Genomic DNA, 24,834 nt, shown 5'->3' on the forward strand with positions numbered 1-24,834 from the left:
CCCCGCGCGGGGGGGTATTTCGTTTACCCGGGGGGCCGCGTCCCCGGGTTAACACCGGCCTCCCGGGGGCCGGGGGGCGCGTACGGACCCCCCCGGGCCCGACGTGCGTCCGCCCGACCCCGCCATCCATGGGAGCGCAGGACAGTGAAGTACGCGAAGCACATCTCGGAGCTCGTCGGCGGCACCCCGCTGGTCCAGCTCACGACCGTGACGGCCGGCCTGACGGCGACGATCCTCGCCAAGGTCGAGTACATGAACCCCGGCGGCTCCGTGAAGGACCGCATCGCGCTGAAGATGATCGAGGCCGCGGAGGCGAGCGGGGAGCTCCAGCCCGGCGGCACGATCGTGGAGCCGACCAGCGGGAACACCGGCGTCGGCCTCGCCCTGGTGGCCCAGCGCAAGGGCTACCGCTGCGTCTTCGTCTGCCCGGACAAGGTGAGCCAGGACAAGCGCGACGTGCTGCGCGCCTACGGGGCGGAGGTCGTGGTCACGCCGACCGCGGTCGCGCCCGACCACCCGGCCTCGTACTACTCGGTGTCCGACCGGCTGGCCAAGCAGATCCCGGGGGGCTGGAAGCCGAACCAGTACGCCAACCAGAACGGGCCCGCCAGCCACTACGAGACCACCGGCCCGGAGATCTGGGCGGACACCGACGGTCGTGTGACGCACATGGTCACGGGCGTCGGCACCGGCGGGACGATCACGGGCACCGGGCGCTACCTGCACGACGTGTCCGACGGGCGCGTGGTGGTCATCGGCGCCGACCCGGCCGGCTCGGTGTACTCCGGCGGCGACGGGCGTCCGTACCTGGTGGAGGGCGTCGGTGAGGACTTCTGGCCGACCGCGTACGACCCGACCGTGCCCGACGAGATCATCGCCGTCTCCGACGCCGACTCCTTCGCGATGACGCGGCGGCTCGCGCGCGAGGAGGGCCTGCTGGTCGGCGGCTCGTGCGGCATGGCGGTCGAGGCGACCCTGCGGTACGCCCGGCGGCTCCAGGAGGCGGACCCGGAGGCGGCCGCCGCGGCGGTGATCGTCGTGCTCCTGCCCGACAGCGGCCGCGGCTACCTGTCCAAGATCTTCAACGACTCCTGGATGCGCTCGTACGGGTTCCTGGCCGCCGACGAGGGCGCCACCGTGGCCGACGTCCTGCGCACCAAGACCGGCACGCTGCCCGACCTGGTGCACACGCACCCGAACGAGACGGTCCGCGACGCCATCGAGATCCTGCACGAGTACGGCGTCTCCCAGATGCCGGTGGTCGGCGCCGAGCCGCCCGTGAAGATCGGGGAGGTGGCCGGTGCGGTGAGCGAGCGCGAGCTGCTGGACGCGGTGTTCTCGGGCGAGGCGGAGCTGTCCGACCGGGTGGACCGGCACATGTCGGCGCCGCTGCCGCTGATCGGCTCGGGGGAGTCCGTGGAGTCGGCGCGGTCGGCCCTGCAGAAGGCGGACGCGCTCATGGTGGTCGACGACGGCTCGCCCGTCGGGGTGCTCACGCGGCACGACCTGCTGGGGTTCCTCGCGCGGTAGGTTGCTGCCCGGGAAACGCTGTCCGCCGTTTGCGAAGGAGCACGATGGCCCTGTTCGACCTGCCCCTGTCCGAGCTCGAGCGCTACCTGCCCGAGCTGGACGAGCCGGCGGACCTCGACGAGTTCTGGGCGTCGACGCTCGCGTCGTCGAGATCCCACGACCTGGCGCTCTCCGTGGTCCCGGTGGACACGGGCCTGACGGTGATCGACGCGTTCGACGTGACGTTCGCCGGGTTCGGCGGGCACCCGATCAAGGCCTGGGTGACCCGGCCGGCCGGTGTGGCCGGGGACCTGCCCGCGGTGGTCGAGCTCATCGGGTACGGCGGCGGGCGGGGGTTCGCGCACGAGCGGCTGACCTGGGCGGCCGCCGGGTACGTGCACCTGGTGATGGACACGCGCGGGCAGGGCTCCGGCTGGGGCAACGGCGGGCACACGCCGGACCCGGCCGGGTCCGGGCCGGCGTCACCCGGTGTGATGACGCGCGGCGTCCTCGACCCGCACGACCACTACTACCGGCGGCTGATCACCGACGCCGTGCGTGCCGTCGACGCCGTCCGGGCGCTGCCGGGGGTCGACGCCGCGCGGGTGGCCGTCGCCGGGGTCAGCCAGGGCGGCGGGCTGGCGCTCGCGGTCGCGGGGCTGACCGACGACCTCGTCGCGGTGCTGCCGGACGTGCCGTTCCTCTGCCACTACCCGCGGGCGCTGGCGATCACCGACGCGTTCCCCTACGGCGAGCTGGTCCAGTACCTCGCGGTGCACCGCGACCAGGAGGCCACCGTCCTGCGGACCATGTCGTACCTGGACGCGGTGCACCTCGCCCGGCGTGCGACCGCACCCGCGCTGTTCTCGGTCGCACTGCGGGACCAGACCTGCCCGCCGTCCACCGTGTTCGCGGCGTACAACCACTACGCGGGACTGACGGGCGCCCGTCCGCAGACCGCGATCGAGGTGTACGCCTACAACCAGCACGAGGGCGGCCAGGCACACCAGGTGGACCGGCAGCTGCGCTGGTTGCGCGGGGTGCTGGCGGAGCAGCCGGTGCCGGCCACGGTCGGCCGGGCTGCTCCCTGACCCCGCTCACCGCCCCGAGATCGAGGGTTCGGTGTGAGATCGACGGGTTGCACCCTCGATCTCGTGCGGAACCCGCGATCTCGCGTTCTCGCGACGCTCGCGGCCCTCGGCTAGGACGCGCTGAGGCGCTCCAGGCCGCCGACCAGGCCCGCGACCAGGAAGTCGAAGCTCACGTCGACGTCGTCGGGCATGCCGAAGCCACCCTCCAGCTCCAGGACGACGAAGCCGTGGACCGCGGCGCGCACGGCGCGGATGGCATCGATCCGGCGCTCGTCCGGGACGCCCAGCGCGGTGACGGCGTCGCCGATGTGGCCGATCACCCGGACGCTCGCCTCGCGGACGGCGACCGCATCCGGGTCGTGCACCCACGCCGCGCCCTGGACCGCCTGGTAGCGACCGGGCACGCGTCGCGCGAGGTCCCGGATCGCCCGCGCCATGCCAGGGAGCAGCTCGGCGCCCGAGCGCTCGGCGCGGACGGCGGCCAGGGCGCGGCCGAAGTCGTCGATGCAGGCCAGCGCGACCTCGCGGCGCAGCGCCGGCAGGCCCGCGACGTGCTTGTAGAGGCTCGGCACGGCCACTCCCGCCCGCGCCGCGACGGCCGACAGCGTGAGGTCCGCGAAGCCCGTCGGCCCGCCCTCGTCCACCACCGTGAGGGCCAGTGCCACGACGGCCGCGCGGTCGAGCCCCGCTCTAGGCACGGGCGTCCGCACGCACCTGGAACCGACCGGCCGTGTCGCGGGGCACGGCGGCGAGGAACGTGAGCGTGTGCGGGACGACGACCTCGGGCGCCTGGTTCTGGGGGTAGTGGGCGACGCCGGGGACGACGACGACCTCGCCGTCGAGCACGCTGCGCAGCCAGTCCGCCTCGGCCGCGGGGTCGGGGAAGTCCGGGTCGATCGCGCCGACGAAGGCGACGGCCGGCGCCACCACCTCCCCCAGGCGTGCCTCGACCGGGGCGTGCGTGAGCTGCACCGACAGGTGGCGGAAGGAGCGCAGGTGGGCGGGGTCCTTCATCGCGGCCCGCAGGTCCGCGACGTGCTCGTCGAGCCACGGTGCCTTGGTGCCGCGGTTGAGGTAGCCGCGATAGTAGGAGGCCCACACCGCGCCGCCCCACGGGCGGGCGAACAGGGCGCGCATGAGGCCGCGCATCGCGACCCTTGCGACGGCGGGCAGGGCGGGGTCGCGCAGGAACGGGCCGGTGAGCACGAGGCCGGCGACGAGGTCGGGACGCTCGGCGGCGGCCCAGGCGGCGGCCCCCGCGCCCATGGAGTTGCCGACGAGGACCGCGGGACCACCGAGGTGCTCGACGAGCGCGAGCGCGTCCTGCCCGGTCACGACGTCGCCGTGGGTGGAGAACGTGGTGTCGGAGTCGCCGTGGCCGCGCAGGTCCAGGACCGCGACGCGGTGGCCGGCGTCGGCGATCGGTCCGGTGAGCTCGCGCCACGTGCTGCGCAGGTCACCCATGCCCGGGATGAGGACGACGAGGGGGCCACCGGCGGGCCCCTCCACCGTGTAGGCGATCCGTCCCTCGGGGCGCTGCAGGTGCTGGATAATTGTCATAGGAAGAAAGCTAATGCCATTAGCCAACGTGGTCAACCCCTCGGTTCGGCGTCTGTCGGTCTCGCTTGGCAAGATGGGCGGGCACTGTCATCCACTGAAGGAGTTCTCCATGTCCGCAGCGCTGCCCGAGGTCTCGGGTTCCTTCGGCCAGAAGCCGACCTTGACCTTCCCCGACGCGGCTGCGTCCGAGGAGCTCGAGGTCCTCGTCCTGTCCCGCGGCGACGGCGCCCTGGTCGAGGCCGGTGACGACCTCGAGGTGCACTACCTCGGTCAGGCCTGGAACGGCGGCGTGTTCGACAACTCGTACGACCGCGGCTCCTCCATCAGCTTCCCGATCGGTGTCGGCGCCGTGATCGGCGGCTGGGACCAGGGCCTGGTCGGCCAGCAGGTCGGGTCGCGCGTGCTGCTGTCCATCCCGTCCCACCTGGGCTACGGCGACCGTGGCGTGCCGCAGGCCGGGATCAAGGGCGGCGACACGCTGGTCTTCGTGGTCGACATCGTCGGCACCTCGAACTGATCGTCCGGTGACGGCCCCCTCTGCCTCAGGCGGAGGGGGCCGTCGCTATCCTCGGCCCGTGGCGGGCGGCGAGGTGACCATCGGCGAGTTCGCGCGGCGGTCCGGGCTGTCGCTCAAGGCCCTGCGGCTGTACGACGCCCGCGGGTTGCTGCAGCCGGTCCGGGTGGATCCGGGCAGCGGGTACCGGTTCTACGGCCTCGACCAGCTGGAGCGGGCGCACACGATCTCGCTGCTGCGGCGGCTCGAGATGCCGCTCGGCACGATCGCGGGAGTGCTTGCGACGCACGACGGTCAGGCGGCGGCCATCCGGTCGTGGTGGGACGGGCGGCAGCGGGAGCTCACCGAGCGTGGGCCCGAGCTCGACCTGGTGCTCCGCTCGCTCGGCGAGCCGGACGGACCCGCCCGGACCGGCCGGTTCGGGGTGGACGACGTCGTGGTCGAGCGCGCGGGCGCGCGGACGGTGGCCTCGGTCCGGCACCACGTGCTGCAGGAGGACCTGGTGGCGTCGCTCACCTCGGACGTCGTGGAGCTGCGCGCGTTCCTCGACGCCGGTGGCGCCGCGCACGGGCCGGAGTTCTGGGTGCTGTTCCACGGAGCGGTGGGCTTCGACGGCGACGGGCCCATCGAGACCTGCGTGCCGTACGAGGGCGCGATCGCTCCCGCTGGCGCTGTCACCCTGCGGGAGGAGCCCGCGCAGACCCTGGCGTACGTCCCGGTCACCGCTGCCGACTGCCGGTACCCCGAGATCATCGGCGCGTACGTCGCGCTGGAGACCTGGTTCGCGTCGGGAGGGCACACGCACGGGGCCCCCGAGCGCGAGATCTACCCGGTGCCGTGGTCCGACGAGGGCGTCGTCGTCCACGTCGCCCGGCCGGTGGCTTGACCCTGCCCCTGGGGCAGGCCCCAGGCTGGCCGCATGTCTGAGCTCGCCGACTACGCCACCCACAGCCGCTTCTCGTACCCCGGCCCGCACGCGCCCCTGCTCGCCGCCGTGGCCACCGACCCCGGGTCGCTGCACGACGCCGCCTGCTCGGTGGTCATCCACTACCGAGGTGGCGCGGACCAGCTGGTCCCGGGGCAGGACGCGGACATCGACCTGCGTTGGTTGGCCGACCTGCTGCAGGAGTCGCAGCGGCGCTCCGCGGTTCCCCTCGCCGCGTCCCGGGAGCCCGCTCAGCAGCTTGCCGGGTGCTGCCGGGACCACACCCTGGTCGCCGTCGGGGTGCTGCGCGAGCACGGGATCCCCGCGCGCAGCAGGGTCGGCTTCTCCGGGTACTTCCGGCCCGGGTTCCACCACGACCACGTCGTCGGCGAGTACTGGGACGGGTCGCGCTGGGTGCGGTTCGACCCTGAGCTGGACATGGCCGAGAACTGGTTCGGGTTCGACTCCCACGACATGGCGACCGGCCTGGGGGCGCCGTTCGAGACGGCGGCGGAGGTCTGGCTGGCGCACCGTCGTGACGGGCTGGACGCGTCGAGCTACGGCGTCGACCCGTCCCTGCCGTTCCTCTGCGGTCGCGAGTTCGTCCGCGGGTACGTCGTGATGGAGCTCGCGCACCGGCAGCGGGACGAGCTCCTGCTCTGGGACGTGTGGGGCGACACCGTGCCCGAGACGCCGACGCCCGCCGACGAGCTGGACCGGCTGGCCGACGAGGTCGCGGAGCTGCTCGTCGCCGCCGACGCCGGCGATGCGGCTGCGCAGGCCGCCCTGGAGCGCCTGTACGCGAACGAGCCACGCCTGCGGCCGGGAGCACGCGTCACGACGCTGTCGCCCACCGGCCGCGTCGGGGACGCGGACCTGGAGGCGAGAGTCAACCGCTGGCGGTCGTAGACGCGCAACGTCCGAGGAAGTGAGCGTCCTGGCGCTCGGATGCTCGGACGTTGCGGGTCTAGAGGACGTGGCGGTCGAGGAAGGCGTTGCGGAAGACGCCGTCCGGGTCCGTGCGGGCGACGAGCGACCGGAAGTCGTCCCAGCGCGGGTAGAGCCGCGCGAGGTCACGGTGCTCGTCGGCGAAGAGCTTGCCCCAGTGCGGGCGCGCGTCGAACGGGGCCAGCGCGGCCTCGATCGTCGGCAGGAGCGCCTCGACCTCGGGCTGCCGCGGCTGCCACGTGAAGTGCAGCCCGACGCGGTCGCCGCCCTGCGCCGTGGACAGCCACAGGTCGTCGCCGGCGATGGTCCGCACCTCGGTGACCTGCAGCAGCGGCGCGATGCGGTCGCTCAGCGCGCGCATGGCCTCCAGGGCCGCGACGGCGTGCACGCGCGGGACCAGGAACTCGGACTGGAGCTCGTCACCGTTGCTCGGCGTGAAGTTCATCCGGAAGTGCGGCAGGCGGTCGTGCCAGGGGCCTGGCTCGCCCAGCTGCGCGGTGCAGTTGACCGGGTCGATGCCCGGTAGCGGGTGGCGGGGACCGTCGGCCGGGGTCGCGCCGAACAGCTCGTCGCGGAGCGCGTAGCCGGCCGTCACCCGCGTCTTGCGCCAGACCTGCGCGACGGTGTCCCCGGTCCAGTCCGTGAAGAGGCTGACCGAGTCGGCGCTGCCGGTGATCTCGTCCAGGTGCTCGAGTGCGGCTGCCCAGGGCAGGTCGAGGTGCACCTCCTGCGCGACGTCGTAGGTGGGCTCGATGTCGAGCGTCACGCGGGTGGCGACGCCGAGGGCACCGAGGGCGACGACCGAGCCGGCGAAGTCGTCGTCGCCGCGGCGCACGGTCCGCAGGGTGCCGGCCGGGCCGACGAGCTCCAGCGCGGCCACCGAGGCGGCGAGGTTCCGGCTCCGGTCGCCCGAGCCGTGCGTGGCCGTGGCCACCGCCCCGGCCACCGAGATGTGCGGCAGCGATGCGAGGTTGTGCACCGCCCAGCCCGCCGGGTGCAGGTGCTGCGCGAGGGTGCCGTAGCGGGTGCCGCCCGTGACCGTGACCGTCCGGGCGTCCGTGTCGATCTCCGGCGCCGCCTCCAGGCCGTCGAGGGCCACCAGCACGGCGGGTCCGTCGGCGATGTCGTTGAAGCAGTGCCGGGTGCCCAGCGCTCGGATCCGGCTCGCTCCCGCGACCAGCTCCTGCAGCTCCTCGACCGTGCCGGGGTGGTGCACGACCTCCGCGCGATAGGTGTAGTTGCCGGCCCAGTTCGTCAGCGTCACGGTGCCAACCTACGACCCACCGGTGACGAAGACGTCGAACAGGCTCGGGTCGTGGGCGTGCACCAGCACCAGGAACACCACCAGGTCGAACAGCAGGTGCACGGCCACGACGTACGTCAGCGACGTGGTCCGGCGGAAGATCCAGCCCTGGATCAGGGCGAACGGCACCGTCAGCAGCGGACCCCACTCGCGGTAGCCCAGCTCCCACAGGAACGACACGAACACCGTCGCCTGCAGGAGGTTGGCCAGCCAGAACGGGAAGTGCGGCCGCAGCAGGGCCAGCACCACGCAGATGAAGAACAGCTCGTCCCAGATGCCCACCGCGTTGACCCCGAGGAACAGCCGCGCGACGTCCCCCGTGCCGTCGAGGTCCGGCCAGTTGCGCCACACCCCGGAGCCCAGGAAGTACGCCGGCAGGATCAGGTACGCCGCGATCGCCACCGCCACCAGGTACAGCGCCTGCCAGCGGTCCCAGCGGCGGCCCGTGCGGACGGGGAAGTGGATCTTGTCGTCGTGGAACACCCGGCTGGAGATCAGGGTCGGGACGATCACCGCCAGCCCGAGCGCGAGCGTGAACCGCAGCATGCCGGCGTTCGACAGGTCGGCCTTCAGCGAGATCGTGCTGATGATCGCCTGACCGAGCGCGATGAGCGTCAGGTCCCGCCCCAGCCGCCGGTCCACGACCAGGCCCAGCGCGACGCCGAGCGCCAGCGGGACGTAGCCGAGCGGGCGCACGTGCACCGCGAACAGCAGGACCGCCGCGCCGCAGACGAGGGCGGCGGCGAGGACACGGCCCACGGCCTGCACGGTCGGCCGGTCCTGGCTGACCGCGGGGACGTCGGCGTCGATGCCGTCGGCCACGTCGCTGGTGTGCGGCGGAGGGTTCGGTGTCACCGGTGCAGTCTGTCTGCTGGTCGGCCCCTGGGCGAGACTTGCGCCATGGACCTCCCTCGCGTCGCGATCACGTACTGCACGCAGTGCCGCTGGCTCCTGCGGGCCGCCTGGTACCAGCAGGAGCTGCTGACCACGTTCCACCGCGAGCTCGGGGAGGTGGCGCTGCGGCCGTCGACCGGGGGTGTGTTCCGGGTCGAGGTGGACGGCGTGCTGCTCTGGGACCGGGGTGAGCAGGGCGGCTTCCCCGAGCTGCCGGCGCTCAAGCGGCTCGTGCGTGACCTCGTGGCGCCGGACAAGCCGCTCGGGCACTCGGACAGCGTCGCGGAGGGCTGAGCAGCGGGCCGAGATGGACGTCTGTGCAGGTGGACCGCGGTCCAGCGCCGGATGGACATTTGTGGACGAGTCGGGTCGGGCGTCGATACGTTCGCGGCGGACCGGCAGGGGAGAGCGACCCGGTCGGTCCGCCAAGAACGACGCCGCGGGCGGCCGGCTGGGATCACGGGGGACTCCTGCCGGCCCCATGGCGGGCGGGTGACCGACGACGGGGGCGCGTCGGTCACCCGCCCGTGCATCAGGCGCCGGTCGGGCGGGGGCAGGAGACCCCGGTGCCGCCGAGGCCGCAGTACCCGTTCGGGTTCTTGTCGAGGTACTGCTGGTGGTAGCCCTCGGCGTAGTAGAACGGCCCGGCGTCCTGCGCGGGACGGATCTCCGTGGTGATCTCGCCGAACCCGGACCGGGTCAGTCGCGGCTGGTACTCGTCGCGCGTGGTGCGCGCGGCGAGCTCCTGCTCGGGCGTCGTGGTGTAGACCGCCGAGCGGTACTGCGTACCGACGTCGTTGCCCTGCCGGAAGCCCTGCGTCGGGTCGTGCGACTCCCAGAAGGTGCGGAGCAGCTCCTCGGCGGACACGACCGACGGGTCGTACGCCACCATCACCATCTCGGTGTGCCCGGTCAGGGCGGTGCAGGTCTCCTCGTAGGACGGGAAGGGCGTGAACCCGCCCTGGTAGCCGACCGCCGTCGTCACGACGCCGGGGATCGTCCAGAAGGTGCGCTCGGCACCCCAGAAACAGCCCATCGCCACGTACAGGACCTCGGTGCCCTCGGGCCACGGGCCCTGCAGCGGTGTGCCCAGCACGGTGTGGGTGGTGGGGATCGGGTAGGCGTAGCGGTCGCGTCCGGGCAGGGCCTTCTCGGGGGCCACCATCGTGGTCTTGAGGGCGGAACCAAACAGCCAGTTCATGGTCGTGATCCTCTCCGGGAGCCCGGTTGGTCACCTGGGTCCTCCCGGGATCTGCAACGGTACGCAGCCGGTCCGTGTTCCCGCCGATGTGGGAATTCCTTGACCGAACCCATACCTGACCGAGACCGCACCATCTCATGACCCGCAGCGCACCAGAGGGCGGTTGCGTCGCGAGCGCCTAGCCTGGACCCGTGACGAACCACGCGCGCCCCCACGACGACGACTGGGCCTCCGCGGGCTTCTCGACCCGCGCCATCCACGCAGGTCAGGACCCGGACCCCACCACCGGGGCGGTCGTCCCGCCCATCTACGCCACCTCCACCTACAAGCAGGACGGCGTCGGAGGGCTGCGCGGCGGGTACGAGTACTCGCGGTCCGCCAACCCGACGCGTACCGCGCTGGAGTCCGCGCTCGCGGCGGCCGAGGGAGGCGCGGCCGGCTTCGCGTTCTCGTCCGGCCTGGCCGCCGAGGACACGCTGCTGCGCGCGACCCTGCGACCGGGTGACCACGTCGTCGTGCCGAACGACGCCTACGGCGGCACGTACCGCCTGATCGCGCGCGTGTTCGGCCCGTGGGGGATCGAGCACACCCCGGTGGACCTGTCCGACCCGGACGCGGTGGTCGCGGCGATCCAGCCGGGCCGCACCAAGGTCGTCTGGGTCGAGACGCCGACCAACCCGCTGCTGGGCATCGCCGACATCGCCGTCCTGGCCGCGCACGCGCGTGCGGCGGGGGCGCTGCTGGTGGTCGACAACACCTTCGCGACGCCCTACCTGCAGCAGCCGCTCGCGCTGGGCGCGGACGTCGTCGTGCACTCGACCACCAAGTACGTCGGGGGGCACTCGGACGTCGTCGGGGGAGCGCTCGTGGTCGGCGACGGCGCGCAGCTGCCCGTGGGCCTGGACGGACCGACCGGCACGACCAACCTCGCCGACGCGGTGCGGTTCCACCAGAACGCGTCGGGCGCGGTGGCCGGACCGTTCGACGCGTGGCTGACGCTGCGCGGACTGAAGACGCTCGCGGTCCGGATGGACCGGCACGAGAGCAACGCCCGCGCGATCGCCGACTTCCTGGTGGCGCACGACGCGGTGACGTCGGTGATCTACCCCGGCCTGGAGAGCCACCCCGGGCACGAGGTGGCGGCGCGGCAGATGAGCGGCTTCGGCGGGATGATCTCGTTCCGCACGGGCAGCGAGGCCTCCGCGCTGGCGGTGTGCGCCGCGACGCACGTGTTCACGCTCGCCGAGTCGCTGGGCGGCGTCGAGTCGCTGATCGAGCACCCGCACAAGATGACGCACGGCTCCGTGGCCGGCACGGTCCTCGAGGTGCCCGACGACCTGGTGCGCCTGTCGGTCGGCATCGAGGACGTCGCCGACCTCGTGGCCGACCTCGACGCGGCCCTGGCCGCCGGACGTCAGGCGTGAGCGCCCCGACGGGCACGCGCGTGCTGCCGGAGGGACCGCAGCGGGGCGGTCCCCCCGTCCCGCCGTCCGTGCAGAACGCCGCCGCCTGGTCCTGGCGGCTGCTGCTCATCGGGGCCGGGCTGGCGGTCCTGCTCTGGCTGCTGAGCCAGCTCAAGGTGGTCGTCGTCCCGATCGCCGTGGCCCTGCTGCTCACGGTGCTGCTCACGCCGTTCGTCCGCTGGCTCCAGCGGGTGCCGCGCCTGCCCAGGGGTGCCGCCGTCCTGGTGGCGGTCTTCGGGCTGCTCGCGCTCGTCGGCGGCCTGCTGACGCTGGCGGGGCGGTCGATCGTCAAGGGCTTCGGCGAGCTCTGGGACCAGGCCGCGCAGGGCATCGACCGGCTCACCACGTGGCTGGCCGAGGGGCCGCTGCAGCTCTCGTCCGCCGACATCGCCGAGTGGACCGACCGGATCCAGGGGTCGCTCAGCGGCGGCAGCTCCGAGCTCGTCACCGGTGCGCTGCACGCCACCACGACGGTCGGGCACGTGGCCGCGGGCTCGCTGATCGCCCTCTTCTGCACCTTCTTCTTCCTGCTCGACGGTCGCACCATCTGGGCGTGGGTGGTCGGGCTGCTGCCGCGCGGCTCCCGCGAGCACGTCCACCAGGCCGGTCGGCGGGGGCTGGTCACGCTCGGCGCCTACACCCGGACGCAGATCCTGGTCGCGGGCGTCGACGCCGTGGGCATCGGGCTCGGCGCGCTGATCCTGCAGGTCCCGCTGGCCCTGCCGCTGGCGGTGCTGGTCTTCCTCGGGTCGTTCATCCCGATCGTCGGTGCGGTGGTGACCGGCTCGGTCGCGATCCTCGTGGCGCTGGTGTCCAACGGCCCGGCGTCCGCGATCTGGATGCTGGTCGTCGTCATCGCCGTGCAGCAGATCGAGGGCCACGTCCTGCAGCCCTTCCTCATGGGGCACGCCGTCTCGCTGCACCCCGTGGCGGTGCTGCTGTCGGTCGCCGCCGGGTCGTTCGTCGCGGGGATCGTGGGCGCGCTGTTCGCGGTGCCGATCGCGGCGACCCTGAACACCGTGCTGCTGTACCTGCACGGGCACGACAAGTTCCCGCAGCTGGGCATCAGCGACCACGTGCCCGTCCGCGGCCGAGGGCATCCCGTGCTCGACCGCTCCATCGCGCAGGTGGCAGAGGCGACGTCGGAGCGGGTCGCGACGCAGGCCGAGCTCAGCGAGCGCGCCGAGCAGGAGCCGCCCGTACCGACGGCGGGCACGGAGGCGAAGGACGCGGGAGAGCCCGGCGGCCCGACGCCTGACCCGCGGTGACCGGCCTCGCGGACGTCCGCGCGGCCGCCGCGCTGCTGGAGGGTGTGGCGGACCTGACCCCGGTGCAGCTCAGCCGCGCTCTCTCGCAGGTGTGCGGCGCCGAGGTCTGGCTCAAGTGCGAGAACCTCCAGCGCGCCGGCTCCTTCAAGCTGCGCGGCGCCTACGTGCGGATGGCCCGGCTCTCGGCGGAGGAGCAGGCGCGCGGGGTGGTCGCCGCGAGCGCCGGCAACCACGCGCAGGGCGTCGCGCTCGCGGCCCGGATGCTCGGTCTGACCGCGGTCGTCTTCATGCCGGCCGATGCCGCGCTGCCCAAGATCGCGGCCACCCGGGACTACGGCGCACGCGTGGAGCTGGTCGGGGCCAGCGTCGACGAGGCCCTGGAGCACGCGCGCGCGTACGCCGACCGCACGGGCGCCGTGCTCATCCACCCGTTCGACCACGAGGACGTCGTCGCGGGGCAGGGCACCATCGCGCTCGAGATCGTCGAGCAGGTGCCTGACGTGCGGACGGTGATCGTGCCCGTCGGCGGTGGTGGGCTGGCCGCCGGCGTCGTCGCGGCGCTGGCCGAGCTGCGGCCGGACGTCCGGGTGATCGGCGTGCAGGCCGCTCGGGCGGCCGCGTACCCGGCGTCGCTGGCCGCGGGGCACCCGGTCCGGGCGCCGGAGCTGCGGACCATGGCCGACGGCATCGCGGTCGGGACGCCCGGCACCGTGCCGTTCGAGATCCTCTCCTCGCACGGGGTCGAGGTGCAGTGCGTCTCCGAGGAGGACCTGTCCCGCGCCCTGCTGCTGCTGGCGGAGCGCGCCAAGATGCTGGTCGAGCCGTCGGGTGCGGCCGCCGCGGCCGCGCTGATGGCCGGCGTCGGCCCGCTCGAGGGGCCGGTCGTGGCGATCCTGTCGGGCGGGAACATCGACCCGCTCGTGCTCATGCGGGTGGTCCGGCACGGGCTCGCGTCGGCGGGACGGTTCCTGCAGCTGCAGGTCCGGATCGACGACACCCCGGGCGCGCTCGCGGACCTGCTGCGGGCGTTGGCGGACACGGGCGGGAACGTCATGCACGTCTCGCACGCGCGCACCGTCGGGGACCTGCAGCTGGACGAGGTGGCCATCGTGGTGCAGGTGGAGACCAAGGGACCGGACCACTGCGAGTTCGTCCTGGCGCACCTGCGCGAGGCCGGCTACCGGCTGACGGACGGCTGAGACGCCGACGAGGCGCCACCCCGGTGGGGCGGCGCCTCGTCGATGGCGCGCGGGTCAGCCCGCGAAGGGCTTCGCGTCCGTGATCTCGACCGTGATCTCGCGGCCGTTTGGGGCGGTGTACGAGGTCGAGTCGCCCACCTTCGTGCCGAGGATCGCCGCGCCGAGCGGGGACGTCGGGGAGAAGACCTCGATGTCCGACGTGCCGGCGATCTCCCGCGAGCCGAGCAGGAAGACCATCTCGTCGCCTCCGACGAGGGCGGTCACGACCATGCCGGGCTCGACGATCCCGTCGTCGGGCGGCGTCCCGATCTGGACGTTGCGCAGCTTCTCCTTGAGCTCGCGGATGCGGGCGGCCTGCTTGGCCTGCTCCTCGCGAGCCGCGTGGTAGCCGCCGTTCTCCTTGAGGTCACCTTCGTCGCGTGCGGCTGCGATGCGCTCGATGACCTCGGCGCTGCCCGCGCCCTCGAGGTGGGCGAGCTCGGCCGTGAGGCGGTCGTAGGCCTCCTGGGTCAACCATGTGGCCGCAGTCGTATCGGTCACGATCGCTCCTTTCCTGACGTGTGTGCCGGACGTGCCCGTGCTGCGCTGCCAGTCGGCCGCGCTCGGCAGTCCGCTCGGCCGGGCGTCTCCGAGGACACGTCCGGAAATCGGGGTACTGAGGGGGTGCTCAGGGGTGCTGCGCCGTTCCCTCTCGGTCGCGTCGACCAGTCGTGTCGACCCGTGATGGCGACGGACCGGGGCGGCGTCGAAACGACAAGGATAGCAACTGGGCGGGCGACCAGACGCAGGATCCACCCGCGAGGGACGCGTGGCGAGCCGCGACGCTAGGGCGCGTCGACCAGCTCGCAGCCGTCCACGGTGCCGCTCACGGCCAGCTCGGTGGTCTGCACCGTGACCGTCACGCGCCGGTCCGCCGCGTCGGCGGGACCCACCTCGACCGTGCGCACCCCGACCTCGGCGTAGGACTGCGACAGTGCCGTGACCGTGCAGCGCACGGTCGACTCCTTCGGCTTGGTCACCTCGAACGTCACGTCGACCGAGCGCGACCCGTCGACGCGGAAGCCGACGTCCGTGAAGGACACCGGCCGGCCCGCCTGGGTGAGGCCGATCCAGACGGCCAGCGCGAGGCCGAGCACCGCGACGACGACGAGTGCGACCCGGCCGCGACGAGCGGAGGCGGCCGTGCGCTCGGGACCGTAGCGCCCGGCGGGCGGTCGGGTGGGCGACTCGGTCACGGGACTCCTCGAGCTCTCACGCATCTGCGCGAGGTGGGCGGCGGTACGGCGTGGGTGGTGGCGCGACGCGGGCGCCACGTGCGCGATCATTGTCTCTCGTCCCGCCACCCGCCCGTGCCGAGCGGACCGCGACCCCGCGGTCCCGGCGGGCCATCGGCGGGCGACCGACGGGAGGCCCGACGTGACCGGAGAGCGGCTGCGCCTGATGGCGGTGCACGCCCACCCCGACGACGAGTCGAGCAAGGGCGCGGCGACCACGGCGAGGTACGCGGCCGAGGGCGTCGACGTGCTCGTCGTCTCGTGCACCGGCGGGGAGCGCGGCGACGTGCTCAACCCCCAGCACCCCCCGGTCGAGGGCGGGCTGGACGGCATGCGCGAGTACCGCAGGCACGAGATGGCGGCAGCGGCCGAGGCGCTCGGCGTGCAGCACCGCTGGCTCGGCTTCGTCGACTCCGGGCTGCCCGAGGGTGACCCCCTGCCGCCGCTCCCGGAAGGCTGCTTCGCGCTCGTCCCGCTCAAGGTGGCGTCGGCGCCGCTGGTCGAGCTGGTCCGCGAGTTCCGGCCGCACGTGATCACCACGTACGACCCGTCGGGCGGCTACCCGCACCCCGACCACGTCATGTGCCACCGCGTGTCCGTGGAGGCGTTCGAGGCCGCTGGCGACCCGGAGCGCTACCGGGGTCTGGGCGAGCCGTGGGCACCGTCCAAGCTGTACTACAACCACGGCTTCTCGCTGGCCCGGATGCGGGCGGTCCACGACGCGATCGTCGCGGCCGGCCGCGAGTCCCCGTTCGGTGACTGGCTCGACTCCCGGCAGGCCCGCGAGGTGCCCGAGCGCGAGGTGACGACGCACATCGAGTGCTCCGCGTACTTCCCGCAGCGCGATGACGCCCTGCGCGCCCACGCCACGCAGATCGACCCGGACGGCTTCTTCTTCGCGGTCCCGCGGGAGCTCGAGGTCGCGCAGTGGCCCACCGAGGAGTACGAGCTGGCCGTCGCGCGCGTGCCGGTGCACCTGCCCGAGGACGACCTGTTCGCCGGGCTGCGCCCGTGATCCCCGCCCTGCTCGCGGCCACCCCGAGCCCCAGCCCGTCCCCGTCGGACGTGTCCATCGACGGCACGCCGCTGGGCTCGCCCGGCTTCCTCGGCTTCGTGTTCACGTTCGCGCTCGCGATCGCGGTCGTGTTCCTGTTCCTCTCGCTGACCAAGCAGCTGCGCGTGGTGGACCGCCGCGCCAAGGCGCTGGGGCTCGACGACGACTCCCCGACCGACCCGGGCCTCGTCGACACCGGCGCGGCCGGGCCCGACCTCGAGGTGGGCCCCGTGCCCGACGGCGACCGGCCTGACGGCGATCGCCCCGGCGGTACCCGGCCGTGACCGACGCCCCGGCGCCCCCGCAGCGCCCGTCGGTGCGGGTCACCGTGGCGCAGCTGCAGGTCAGCGACGACCACACGGCCAACCGGCAGGTGGTCGAGGACGCGTTCCGCACCGCGGCCCGCACGCGTGCGGACCTGCTGGTGGTGCCGGAGTACGCCTCGGGGTTCGACCCGCGCGGGGTCGGTGCCGAGCACGCGGAGCCGCTGGACGGCCCGTTCGTCACGATGCTCCGCGCGCGGGCCCGGAGCACGGGCGTCGCGGTCCTGGCCGGGACGACGCTGCCCGGGGACGACGCCGACGGTCGCGCGGTGAACGCGGTCGTGGCGGTCGACGGCGCCGGCGCGCTGGTGGGCGTCTACCGCAAGGTGCACCTCTACGACGCGTTCGGCCAGCGCGAGTCCGACCGCCTGGTCCCCGGCCCCGCCGACGCCGCGCCGCTCGTGCTCGAGGTGGGCGGCCTGACGTTCGGGGTGCTGACCTGCTACGACCTGCGGTTCCCGGAGTCGGCCCGCCGGCTGGTCGACGCCGGCGCGCACGTGCTCGTGGTCCCCGCCGCGTGGGCCGCCGGGGAGCTCAAGGCCATGCACTGGCGGACGCTGGCGATCGCGCGCGCGATCGAGAACACCGCCGCGGTGGTGGCGGTCGGGCAGGCCGGCCGGGGGGTCGTCGGGCGCTCGCTCGTCGTGGCGCCGGACGGCGTCGTCGGGCTGGAGCTCGACGACCAGCCGCAGGTACGGACGGTGGACCTGGACGGCGCGGCGCTGCTGCGGGTCCGGGAGCAGAACCCGTCGCTGGCCAACCGCCGGTACGGGGTCGTGCCGCTGCGCTGAGCGCTCAGGCGGAGCCGTAGGAGGCGATCGACACGGCGACGTAGTGGCTGCCGTACCCGATCACCGTCAGCGCGTGGAAGATCTCGTGGAACCCGAACCAGCGGGGGCTCGGGTTGGGCCGCTTGGTGCCGTAGACGATCGCGCCGACCGTGTAGGCGAGGCCTCCGCCGGCGATGAGCAGCAGGATCGCCAGCCCGCCGGAGCGGTAGAACGACGGGAAGAACCACACGGCCACCCAGCCGAGCGCCACGTAGACCGGCACGTAGACCCAGCGCGGCGCACCCAGCCAGAAGATGCGCGCCAGCGTCCCGATCAGCGCGCCCGTCCACACGACGACCAGCAGCGTGCGGGCGGTGCTCCCGGGCAGCAGCAGGAGGGCGAGCGGGGTGTACGTGCCCGCGATGATGAGGAAGATGTTGGTGTGGTCCAGCCGGCGCAGCACGGCGGAGGTCGTCGGGGACCAGCGGCCGCGGTGGTAGACCGCGCTGGTACCGAACAGCATGACCGCGGTGATCCCGAAGACCGCCGTGGACCACTTCGCCGTCGGCGTCGGGGAGAGCACGACGAGCACGATCGACGCGACGATCACGAACGGCGTGACGCCCGCGTGGATCCAGCCCCGCAGGTGCGGCTTGACGGCGTCGGCCACCCGCTCGACCAGGCCGGTCTCCTCGTGCGTGCCGGGCTCGCCCGAGGTGGGCACGGAGGACGAGCTCATGGAGCGGATCTCTTTTCGTCTGCGGAACCTACGACACCGTAGGTTACGCCAGCGTAACCAGGAGTGTCGACCGCTCCCCGGGGTGCGGGGAGCGCCCTGTGAACGTACCGCGCGCGGTCCGCGAGCGACCGGTGACGATGGTCCCGCGACCGCCCGGACCGCATCCGCGGGCACCGCCCGGCGAGTACGGTGAGCGGGTCCCGTCGCCCGACCCGAGGAGTGCGCGTGCGTCTGCCCAACCCGCTCTACGGGCTGTACGAACGCCAGCTGGCGGCGTCGCTCCCGAAGGACGGCCTCCCGCGCCACGTCGGGGTGATCCTCGACGGCAACCGGCGCTGGGCGCGCAGCGTGGGGGAGTCCACGCGGCACGGGCACCAGGCGGGCGCGGACAAGATCGCGGACCTGCTGCAGTGGAGCGAGGACGTCGGGGTCGAGGTGGTGACCCTGTGGATGCTGTCCACCGACAACCTCGCCCGCGGCGCCGACGAGCTCGAGCAGCTGCTCGCGATCATCGAGGACGCGGTCGGCACGCTCGCCGCCACGGGACGCTGGCGCATCCAGGCCGTCGGGGCGCTGGACCTGCTCCCGGACCACACGGTCAAGGCGCTCGTCTCGGCCCAGGACGCCACCGCCGGCGTCGTCGGGCTGCACGTCAACATCGCCGTCGGGTACGGCGGCCGCCGCGAGATCGCCGACGCCGTCAAGTCGTTCCTGCGCGAGCACGCCGACGCGGGGTCGAGCCTCGACGAGCTGGCGGAGGCGTTCGACGTCGAGCACATCGCCGAGCACCTGTACACCAAGGGGCAGCCGGACCCCGAGCTGGTCATCCGGACCTCGGGGGAGCAGCGCCTCGGCGGGTTCCTGCTCTGGCAGAGCGCGCACTCGGAGTTTTATTTCTGCGAGGCGTACTGGCCGGACTTCCGGCGGGTCGACTTCCTGCGGGCCGTCCGCGCGTACGCCGCCCGAGAGCGCCGGGGCGGGCGCTGACGGTTCACCCGGTGGCCATGTGAACGTCATGTGACACGCGCGCGTGTCGCGCTGGACGCCCCACGTGCCGGGCCTAGGTTCCCAGGTAGAGGACAGCGACCGTTGTCCCCGGGAGGCCAGCCCATGGAGCATCCGCTCCGGGAGGAGGGTCGGAACCGGCCCTTCGTTCCCGGAGGGGCCGACCGCCCCCGTCCCGTCGCCGTCCGTCGGTGCGTGGTCCTGCTCTGGCAGGACGCCGGCGTCCGGTGCCCGTCGCGGCGCACGTAGCGCCGGAGGGAGCCTGCCGTGGTCAGCAAGGCGCAGCACGACCCCCAGCTGGACGTGGCCGAAGGCCGCAAGACCCACGTGCTCGACACCTCGGTGCTCCTCTCGGACCCGCGGGCGATCCTGCGGTTCGCGGAGCACGACGTGGTCCTCCCCGTCGTCGTCATCACGGAGCTCGAGGCCAAGCGCAACCACGCGGAGCTCGGCTACTTCGCGCGCGCCGCCCTGCGCATGCTCGACGACCTGCGCATCGAGCACGGCCGCCTGGACACCCCCATCCCGCTGAACGACGACGGCGGCACCCTGCGGGTCGAGCTGAACCACTCCGACGTCACGATCCTGCCGGCGGGCTTCCGCCTGGGCGACGACGACACCCGGATCCTCGCCGTCGCGGCCAACCTCGCGGCCGAGGGACGCGACGTGGTCGTCGTCTCCAAGGACCTGCCCATGCGGGTCAAGGCCTCCGCCCTCGGGTTGTGCGCCGAGGAGTACCGGGCCGAGCTGGCCGTGGACTCCGGCTGGACCGGGATGGACGCGCTCGACCTGGCGGAGCAGCAGATGGCGGCGCTCTGGGAGCACGAGACGATCGCGCTGGCGGACGTCGCGACCGGGTTCGAGGGCGGCAACCAGAGCCCCAACGACATGCTCTGCCACACGGGCGTGGTGCTGCACAGCCCGCGCGGCTCGGCGCTCGGTCGGGTGACCGCGGACAAGCACGTGCAGCTGGTGCGCGGCGACCAGGACGTGTTCGGCCTGCACGGGCGCAGCGCGGAGCAGCGGATCGCGATCGACCTGCTGCTCGACGAGGAGATCGGCATCGTCTCCCTCGGCGGGCGGGCGGGGACCGGCAAGTCGGCGCTGGCCCTCTGCGCCGGGCTGGAGGCCGTGCTCGAGCGCCGGCAGCACCGCAAGGTCATGGTGTTCCGGCCGCTGTACGCGGTGGGCGGCCAGGACCTGGGCTACCTGCCCGGCAGCGCCGACGAGAAGATGAACCCCTGGGCGCAGGCCGTCTTCGACACCCTCGGCGCGCTGGTGTCCAAGGAGGTCGTCGAGGAGATCATGGACCGCGACATCCTCGAGGTCCTGCCGCTCACCCACATCCGCGGGCGCTCGCTGCACGACGCGTTCGTGATCGTCGACGAGGCCCAGTCGCTCGAGCGCAACGTGCTGCTGACGGTGCTCTCCCGCATCGGGCAGAGCTCGCGCGTCGTGATGACGCACGACGTGGCCCAGCGCGACAACCTGCGGGTCGGCCGGCACGACGGGGTGGCCGCGGTGATCGAGGCGCTCAAGGGGCACCCGCTGTTCGCGCACATCACGCTCACCCGCTCGGAGCGCTCGCCCGTCGCGGCGCTCGTCACCGAGCTGCTCGAGGGCATCGAGGTCTGACCGGCCGGACGCCCGGGCTCCGCGCAGGCGGGGCCTGGGCGGTCAGCCGTGCCTGTGCGCCCCGTCGAGCTCCCGGACCAGGGCGCCGAGCCCGACGCGGAGCGCGTGCCGCTCCTCCCCGGTCAGGCGTGCGAGCAGCCGGCCGTGGTGCTCCCGCAGCTCCGAGCCCACACGGTCCGCGACGTCGCGCCCCTCCTCAGTGAGCTCCAGGCGGTAGAGGCGCCGGTTGTCGGGGTGGCGCTCGCGGCGCAGCCAGCCGCGGCCCTCCATGCCGGCGGCGAGCCGGCTGACCGTGCTCTTCTCCAGCCCGAGGCGCTCGGCGAGCTCCTGCTGGGACAGGGAGCCGGCCGACGCCAGCTCTCCGAGCGCGAACGTCTCCGACATCGACAGCCGCACGCCGGCGTGCTCGTGGGACGACTGGACCGCTTCCAGGAAGCCGCTGCTGCGCGCGAGCTGCTGGAAGAACCGGCCGAGGTCGTCGTCGGGAAAGGTTGTGTTGTACAACTGTTGCGCCTACTGTCCTCATGAGAGTTGTGATGCACAACTGTAGAGGAGAACGTTCATGACCGACACGGAGCACCACCAGCGCGGGCGCGGCCGCCTGCACGGCCGCCTGACCCCGCACGGCCACGGGATGGGGCCGATGAACGACCCGGGCCGGTACGAGCGCGTCTCCGGTCGCCTGGCGGCGGGCCGGCTCTACCGTCGGGTCGCCCGGGACGTCACTGCCCTGCGGCTCTCGGACGGAGCGCGCGTGCTCGACGTCGGCACCGGACCCGGGACGATGCCGCGTCGCATCGCCGCGTCCGCTCCCGGGCTCCTGATCGACGCGATCGACGTCTCGCCCGAGATGATCGCCTGGGCACAGCAGAAGGCGACCCCCGGCGTCACCTTCGCGGTGGCCGACGTCGCGGCGCTGCCCTGGCCCGACGCCACCTTCGACGTCGTCGTGTCCACCCTCAGCCAGCACCACTGGGCCGACGTGGACGCCGGCCTGCGGGAGGTCCGACGGGTGGTGCGACCCGGCGGCCAGGCGTGGGTCTACGACATGCGGTGGGTGCTCCCGCAGGAGGAGATCGTGGCCGCGTCGCTCGGGACGGGCACGTCCGTCGTGCGCGAGCGGCGGCTCGCCCGCACGTCGTGGCTCAACCCCGTCGGTCGCCTCGTGCTGCGTCCTGTCTGAACGCCGGGCGTCAGCCCTCCACCAGCCGCCCGTCGGCGATGTGCAGCACGCGGTCGGCCAGCGAGACCATGAGCGGGTCGTGCGTGGACACGATCGCCGTCATCCCCTCGGCCTCGACCACCGCGCGGATGAGGGCCATCACCGCGGTGCCGGTCTCGGTGTCCAGCTGACCGGTGGGCTCGTCGGCCACCAGCAGGCGCGGGGAGTTGGCCAGCGACCGGGCGATCGCCACCCGCTGCTGCTGGCCGCCGGACAGCTCCCCGGGCCGCTGCAGGGCGTGCGGTCCCAGGCCCACCAGGTCGAGCAGCAGTTGCACCCGCGCCTCACGGTCCTTGGTGGGCAGCTTGCGCAGCCGCAGCGGCACTCCGACGTTCTCCGCGGCGGACAGGACCGGCACGAGCCCGAAGGTCTGGAACACGAACGAGACGACGTCGCGCCGCAGCTCGACCAGACCACGCTCGTCGAGCGACGACACCTCGCGCCCGTCGACGACCGCGCGGCCCTCGTCGGGCCGGTCCAGACCGCCGACGACGTTGAGCAGGGTCGTCTTGCCGGAGCCCGAGCGGCCGACGAGGGCGACCAGCTCGCCGGGCGCGATGGTGAACGAGACGTCGCGCAGGGCGTGGACGGCCGCGGAGCCCGAGCCGTACGTGCGGCTGACGTGCTCGACCCGGACGACGGGCTCGGTGCTGGGCACGGTCATGCGCCGGCCTCCTCGTCGGTGCGGGCGGAGTGCCGTCCCGGCGGCCGCGGTGCGGTGTGCGGAACCGGCCGGTCCGGCCAGAGCGAGACGTGCGACTCCTCGAGCGCCAGCCGCACCCGGCCCACCAGGTTCAGGGCCTCCCGGTACTCGCGGGGCAGCTGCACCCGGCCCGCCCGGTCGAGCACCGCGAGCTCCTCGCTGACCACGTGCTCGGTCCCGTCCTCACGCGTGTGCGTGCGCCGCACGGTCTCCGAGCTGGTGCGCCCGTCGCGGATGGCCACAGTGCGCTGCACGTGCTCGCTGACCCCCGGGTCGTGCGTGACGACGACCACCGTGGTGCCCAGCTCGCGGTTGACGGTCCGCAGCCCCTCCAGCACGTCGTGCGAGGTGGCGGAGTCGAGCTCCCCGGTGGGCTCGTCGGCGAAGAGCACCCGTGGGGAGTTGGACAGGGCGACCGCGATGGCGACCCGCTGCTGCTCGCCGCCGGACATCTGGCCCGGTCGGCGGTCGGCGCAGTAGCCCACCCCGAGGACGTCGAGCAGCTCGGTGGCCCGGCGGTCGCGCTCCTTGCGGCGGACCCCGGCCAGCGCCATGGGGAACGCCACGTTCTCGGTGGCGCTCAGGTACGGCACCACGTTGCGGGCGGTCTGCTGCCAGACGAACCCGACCATGGAGCGCCGGTACGCCACCCGCTGGGCGCTCGTCATGGCCATGAGGTCCCACGGGCCGACGCGCACCTTGCCCGCCGTCGGGACGTCGAGGCCCGAGAGCACGGACAGCAGGGTCGACTTGCCCGAGCCGGAGGCCCCGACGATCGCGACCAGCTCGCCGTCCTCGACCAGCAGGTCCAGGCCCTGCAGGGCCTGCACCTCGACGCCCTCGGACTGGTAGATGCGCACGAGGGAGTCGCACACGATCAGCGCGTGCTCGCCGAACGCCCCCGGGCGCTGTCGGGCGCGCTCCTCGAGAGCGCCGAGGGTGGGCTCGTCCTGCATGACCGTCATCGGTGCCTCCGTCGCGTCGTGCCGTTCATCGTTCGCCCACCCGCAGCACCTCGCCGAGCCTGTCCCGCCGCCGGACGGCCGACTCGACCGCCACGGCGACCGCCAGGGCGACCAGCACCACGGCGGCCGCACCGACGATCGGGACCCAGGTGACCTGCAACGACGTCGCGTCCGGATGGCCGGTGAGCAGGTCGAGCCCGAGCGCGCCCGTGAGCACCCACGGCACCGCGATGCCGATCGCGGTCCCCGCGAGCACGGCGGCGAGGGCCAGCGGAGCCAGCTCCCCGAACGTCATGGCGCGCGCGGTGCGCGCGTCCAGGCCGAGCGTCCGCAGCGCCGACAGGGTGCGGCCGCGCTCGCGGCTGGTCGCCACCACCGTGAGCACCAGCCCGAGCGCCGCGTACCCCGCCAGGACCAGACCCGTGGCGACGAGCAGCGCCAGCAGCCCGGCGTTGAGCGGCGACGCCCGCCAGGTGCTCAGCCACCCGTCGCGGTCGGTCACGGTGACCCCGCCCTCGTCGGCCACACCGGTGTCGCGGACGGCTGCCACCGCACCCGGCCCGTCCACCCAGGTCGTGGTCGCGCTCACCGTGTCGCCCGAGACGGCCTCGTACACCGCCCGGTCGGCGAGCACCACGCCCTTGGCGTCGGAGAGGCTCGAGGAGCGCGTCGGGAGGAACGGCGGGTGCTCGAGGCTGCCCACCACGCGGACGTCGACGAACGCCGCGGCACCCATGACGGCGGGCGGCACCAGGGCGGCCGTGCTCTGCAGCGACGGCGAGATCAGCGCCGGGACGTCGTCACCGGTCGCGGACCCGAGCGCGGTCAGGCCGGGGTCCGCCGCGCGACCGTGGGCCGCGAGGATCTGCGCGAGTGCGGCGGAGTCGACGAGCAGCAGCTGCGCCTTGACCCCGCTCGACCGTCCGAACGTCCGCCCGCTCCGGACCGTGGCCCCGGCCACGGCGGTCACCCCCGGGGCCTCGCGCAGCGCGTCGACCAGGGCGGGGTCGAGCTCGCCGTCGATGCGGACCTGGGCTCCCACGACGATGTCCGCGGCCGTGTCCTGTCCCGCGGTGACCGTCACGGCGGTCGTGCCGCAGAACACGACCAGCGCAACGGCGATCGTGAGGGTCAGCAGGGGGATGCGGGTGCCGGCGGTGCGTCCCGCCCGGGCGGTCGCGATCACGGGGACCAGCCCGCGCCGGCGGGCGGCCAGCCGGGAGACGCGGCGCAGCGTCGCCGGCAGGGCGCGCGCCACGAGGACGGTGG

At 73.6% G+C, this 24,834-nt stretch carries 27 protein-coding genes; 15 read left to right on the top strand and 12 right to left on the bottom strand.

Annotated elements, in window-relative coordinates; genetic code table 11:
• The first annotated feature begins 144 nt into the window (after positions 1–144).
• Together RYN42_RS11775 and RYN42_RS11780 are read left to right on the top strand one after the other, a co-directional pair.
• The gene (locus tag RYN42_RS11775) at positions 145–1,530 is read left to right on the top strand and encodes a cystathionine beta-synthase (RefSeq protein ID WP_315096322.1); all 1,386 of its coding nucleotides are present in this window, start codon (positions 145–147) and stop codon (positions 1,528–1,530) included.
• Positions 1,531–1,574: 44 nt separating this feature from the next.
• Entirely contained in the window at positions 1,575–2,600 is a 1,026-nt protein-coding gene (locus RYN42_RS11780; RefSeq protein WP_315096323.1) for an acetylxylan esterase, read from the top strand.
• Positions 2,601–2,710: 110 nt separating this feature from the next.
• Here the strand turns inward: RYN42_RS11780 and RYN42_RS11785 are convergent, their stop codons facing one another.
• Positions 2,711–3,298, bottom strand: coding sequence for a TetR-like C-terminal domain-containing protein (locus RYN42_RS11785; RefSeq protein ID WP_315096325.1), 588 nt, complete (start codon positions 3,296–3,298; stop codon positions 2,711–2,713).
• Positions 3,291–4,160 carry an alpha/beta hydrolase gene (locus RYN42_RS11790; protein ID WP_315096327.1) on the bottom strand — a complete coding sequence of 290 codons (870 nt, stop codon included), beginning with the start codon at positions 4,158–4,160 and terminating at the stop codon, positions 3,291–3,293. The genes RYN42_RS11785 and RYN42_RS11790 overlap by 8 nt, the downstream gene beginning before the upstream one ends.
• Positions 4,161–4,269: 109 nt before the next feature.
• On the opposite strand from RYN42_RS11790, the gene RYN42_RS11795 reads away from it, so the two are divergent.
• Genes RYN42_RS11795 through RYN42_RS11805 form a run of 3 tightly spaced genes read left to right on the top strand, consistent with a single transcriptional unit; the run spans position 4,270 to position 6,508 of the window.
• Entirely contained in the window at positions 4,270–4,677 is a 408-nt protein-coding gene (locus RYN42_RS11795) for an FKBP-type peptidyl-prolyl cis-trans isomerase (protein WP_315096328.1), read from the top strand.
• Between the two features lie 58 nt (positions 4,678–4,735).
• Complete coding sequence (locus RYN42_RS11800; RefSeq protein ID WP_315096329.1) at positions 4,736–5,560, top strand: MerR family transcriptional regulator; 825 nt, start codon at positions 4,736–4,738, stop codon at positions 5,558–5,560.
• Positions 5,561–5,593: 33 nt separating this feature from the next.
• Positions 5,594–6,508 carry a transglutaminase-like domain-containing protein gene (locus tag RYN42_RS11805; RefSeq protein ID WP_315096330.1) on the top strand — a complete coding sequence of 305 codons (915 nt, stop codon included), beginning with the start codon at positions 5,594–5,596 and terminating at the stop codon, positions 6,506–6,508.
• A 58-nt stretch (positions 6,509–6,566) separates the two neighbouring features.
• Here the strand turns inward: RYN42_RS11805 and RYN42_RS11810 are convergent, their stop codons facing one another.
• Both RYN42_RS11810 and RYN42_RS11815 read right to left on the bottom strand, forming a co-directional pair.
• A complete protein-coding gene (locus tag RYN42_RS11810; protein ID WP_315096332.1) occupies positions 6,567–7,811 on the bottom strand; it encodes a D-arabinono-1,4-lactone oxidase in 1,245 nt (414 codons plus the stop codon).
• 9 nt (positions 7,812–7,820) lie between these two features.
• Positions 7,821–8,660, bottom strand: coding sequence for a CPBP family intramembrane glutamic endopeptidase (locus tag RYN42_RS11815; RefSeq protein ID WP_315096366.1), 840 nt, complete (start codon positions 8,658–8,660; stop codon positions 7,821–7,823).
• 90 nt (positions 8,661–8,750) lie between these two features.
• On the opposite strand from RYN42_RS11815, the gene RYN42_RS11820 reads away from it, so the two are divergent.
• Positions 8,751–9,038 (top strand): SelT/SelW/SelH family protein, encoded by a 288-nt coding sequence (locus RYN42_RS11820; RefSeq protein ID WP_315096334.1) that lies wholly within the window; start codon positions 8,751–8,753, stop codon positions 9,036–9,038.
• Positions 9,039–9,276: 238 nt separating this feature from the next.
• On the opposite strand, the gene msrA is transcribed toward RYN42_RS11820, so the two are convergent.
• Positions 9,277–9,945, bottom strand: a complete 669-nt coding sequence (gene msrA / locus RYN42_RS11825; RefSeq protein ID WP_315096335.1) for a peptide-methionine (S)-S-oxide reductase MsrA — start codon at positions 9,943–9,945, stop codon at positions 9,277–9,279.
• 191 nt (positions 9,946–10,136) lie between these two features.
• Between msrA and RYN42_RS11830 the strand changes: the two genes are divergently transcribed.
• From RYN42_RS11830 to ilvA, 3 genes are read left to right on the top strand one after another with little or no spacing between them, the layout of a single operon-like run.
• Positions 10,137–11,369, top strand: coding sequence for a cystathionine gamma-synthase (locus RYN42_RS11830; protein ID WP_315096337.1), 1,233 nt, complete (start codon positions 10,137–10,139; stop codon positions 11,367–11,369).
• Positions 11,366–12,676: an AI-2E family transporter gene (locus RYN42_RS11835; RefSeq protein ID WP_315096339.1), complete on the top strand. Its 1,311-nt coding sequence runs from the start codon at positions 11,366–11,368 to the stop codon at positions 12,674–12,676. The genes RYN42_RS11830 and RYN42_RS11835 overlap by 4 nt, the downstream gene beginning before the upstream one ends.
• Positions 12,673–13,875 (top strand): threonine ammonia-lyase, encoded by a 1,203-nt coding sequence (gene ilvA, locus RYN42_RS11840; RefSeq protein WP_315096341.1) that lies wholly within the window; start codon positions 12,673–12,675, stop codon positions 13,873–13,875. Before RYN42_RS11835 ends, ilvA begins: the two co-directional genes overlap by 4 nt.
• A gap of 54 nt (positions 13,876–13,929) precedes the next feature.
• On the opposite strand, the gene greA is transcribed toward ilvA, so the two are convergent.
• A complete protein-coding gene (greA, locus tag RYN42_RS11845) occupies positions 13,930–14,415 on the bottom strand; it encodes a transcription elongation factor GreA (protein WP_315096343.1) in 486 nt (161 codons plus the stop codon).
• A 284-nt stretch (positions 14,416–14,699) separates the two neighbouring features.
• A complete protein-coding gene (locus RYN42_RS11850) occupies positions 14,700–15,110 on the bottom strand; it encodes a DUF4307 domain-containing protein (protein ID WP_315096345.1) in 411 nt (136 codons plus the stop codon).
• Between the two features lie 181 nt (positions 15,111–15,291).
• On the opposite strand from RYN42_RS11850, the gene mca reads away from it, so the two are divergent.
• The 3 genes from mca to RYN42_RS11865 are packed head-to-tail and all read left to right on the top strand — an operon-like array spanning position 15,292 to position 17,317.
• Positions 15,292–16,164 carry a mycothiol conjugate amidase Mca gene (gene mca, locus RYN42_RS11855; RefSeq protein WP_315096348.1) on the top strand — a complete coding sequence of 291 codons (873 nt, stop codon included), beginning with the start codon at positions 15,292–15,294 and terminating at the stop codon, positions 16,162–16,164.
• Positions 16,161–16,487, top strand: coding sequence for a hypothetical protein (locus tag RYN42_RS11860; RefSeq protein ID WP_315096350.1), 327 nt, complete (start codon positions 16,161–16,163; stop codon positions 16,485–16,487). The genes mca and RYN42_RS11860 overlap by 4 nt, the downstream gene beginning before the upstream one ends.
• Positions 16,484–17,317 carry a carbon-nitrogen hydrolase family protein gene (locus RYN42_RS11865; protein WP_315096353.1) on the top strand — a complete coding sequence of 278 codons (834 nt, stop codon included), beginning with the start codon at positions 16,484–16,486 and terminating at the stop codon, positions 17,315–17,317. The genes RYN42_RS11860 and RYN42_RS11865 overlap by 4 nt, the downstream gene beginning before the upstream one ends.
• A gap of 4 nt (positions 17,318–17,321) precedes the next feature.
• On the opposite strand, the gene RYN42_RS11870 is transcribed toward RYN42_RS11865, so the two are convergent.
• Positions 17,322–18,035 carry a hemolysin III family protein gene (locus RYN42_RS11870; RefSeq protein WP_315096355.1) on the bottom strand — a complete coding sequence of 238 codons (714 nt, stop codon included), beginning with the start codon at positions 18,033–18,035 and terminating at the stop codon, positions 17,322–17,324.
• 225 nt (positions 18,036–18,260) lie between these two features.
• Between RYN42_RS11870 and RYN42_RS11875 the strand changes: the two genes are divergently transcribed.
• Together RYN42_RS11875 and RYN42_RS11880 are read left to right on the top strand one after the other, a co-directional pair.
• The gene (locus RYN42_RS11875; protein ID WP_315096356.1) at positions 18,261–19,022 is read left to right on the top strand and encodes an isoprenyl transferase; all 762 of its coding nucleotides are present in this window, start codon (positions 18,261–18,263) and stop codon (positions 19,020–19,022) included.
• 285 nt (positions 19,023–19,307) lie between these two features.
• The gene (locus RYN42_RS11880; RefSeq protein WP_315096358.1) at positions 19,308–20,675 is read left to right on the top strand and encodes a PhoH family protein; all 1,368 of its coding nucleotides are present in this window, start codon (positions 19,308–19,310) and stop codon (positions 20,673–20,675) included.
• Positions 20,676–20,717: 42 nt separating this feature from the next.
• Here the strand turns inward: RYN42_RS11880 and RYN42_RS11885 are convergent, their stop codons facing one another.
• Entirely contained in the window at positions 20,718–21,179 is a 462-nt protein-coding gene (locus RYN42_RS11885; RefSeq protein ID WP_315096360.1) for a MarR family transcriptional regulator, read from the bottom strand.
• A 58-nt stretch (positions 21,180–21,237) separates the two neighbouring features.
• Here RYN42_RS11885 and RYN42_RS11890 point away from each other — a divergent pair, with 58 nt between their 5' ends.
• Positions 21,238–21,858: a class I SAM-dependent methyltransferase gene (locus RYN42_RS11890; RefSeq protein WP_315096361.1), complete on the top strand. Its 621-nt coding sequence runs from the start codon at positions 21,238–21,240 to the stop codon at positions 21,856–21,858.
• A gap of 10 nt (positions 21,859–21,868) precedes the next feature.
• Here RYN42_RS11890 and RYN42_RS11895 read toward each other — a convergent pair whose 3' ends face one another.
• The 3 genes from RYN42_RS11895 to RYN42_RS11905 all read right to left on the bottom strand — a co-directional run.
• Positions 21,869–22,561, bottom strand: a complete 693-nt coding sequence (locus RYN42_RS11895) for an ABC transporter ATP-binding protein (RefSeq protein WP_315096362.1) — start codon at positions 22,559–22,561, stop codon at positions 21,869–21,871.
• A complete protein-coding gene (locus tag RYN42_RS11900; protein WP_315096368.1) occupies positions 22,558–23,556 on the bottom strand; it encodes an ABC transporter ATP-binding protein in 999 nt (332 codons plus the stop codon). The genes RYN42_RS11895 and RYN42_RS11900 overlap by 4 nt, the downstream gene beginning before the upstream one ends.
• A 34-nt stretch (positions 23,557–23,590) precedes the next feature.
• A partial coding sequence (locus tag RYN42_RS11905; RefSeq protein WP_315096364.1) for an FtsX-like permease family protein occupies positions 23,591–24,834 on the bottom strand: 1,244 nt, incomplete at its 5' end.

This window comes from uncultured Cellulomonas sp. (assembly GCF_963527515.1).
GTDB lineage: Bacteria > Actinomycetota > Actinomycetes > Actinomycetales > Cellulomonadaceae > Cellulomonas.